The 259-nt window shown below is 62.2% G+C and carries 1 protein-coding gene; it reads left to right on the forward strand.

What is annotated here, in order from left to right; all coding sequences use genetic code 11:
- A partial coding sequence (locus AC0608_RS13815; protein WP_478289479.1) for a CinA family protein occupies positions 1–259 on the forward strand: 259 nt, incomplete at both ends.

Here is a 259-nt window from a genome sequence, read left to right on the forward strand (position 1 = left end):
CTTGGCCGCCGTTTGCAGGTGCTCAATGCCCATGTCACCACGGCCGAGTCGTGTACGGGCGGCGGCATCGCAGAGGCCATCACGCGAATCCCCGGCAGCTCGGCCTGGTTCGAGGCGGGTTATGTCACCTATTCCAATCGGCAGAAGACTCGGCAATTGAATGTGCCGGAGCCGTTGTTCGCTAAGGTTGGGGCGGTCAGCCAGCAGGTAGTGGAAGCGATGGTGCGTGGTGCGCAGGAGAAAAGCCTGTCGCGCTTTG

It is taken from the genome of Flavobacterium sp. GNP008, assembly GCF_056428965.1.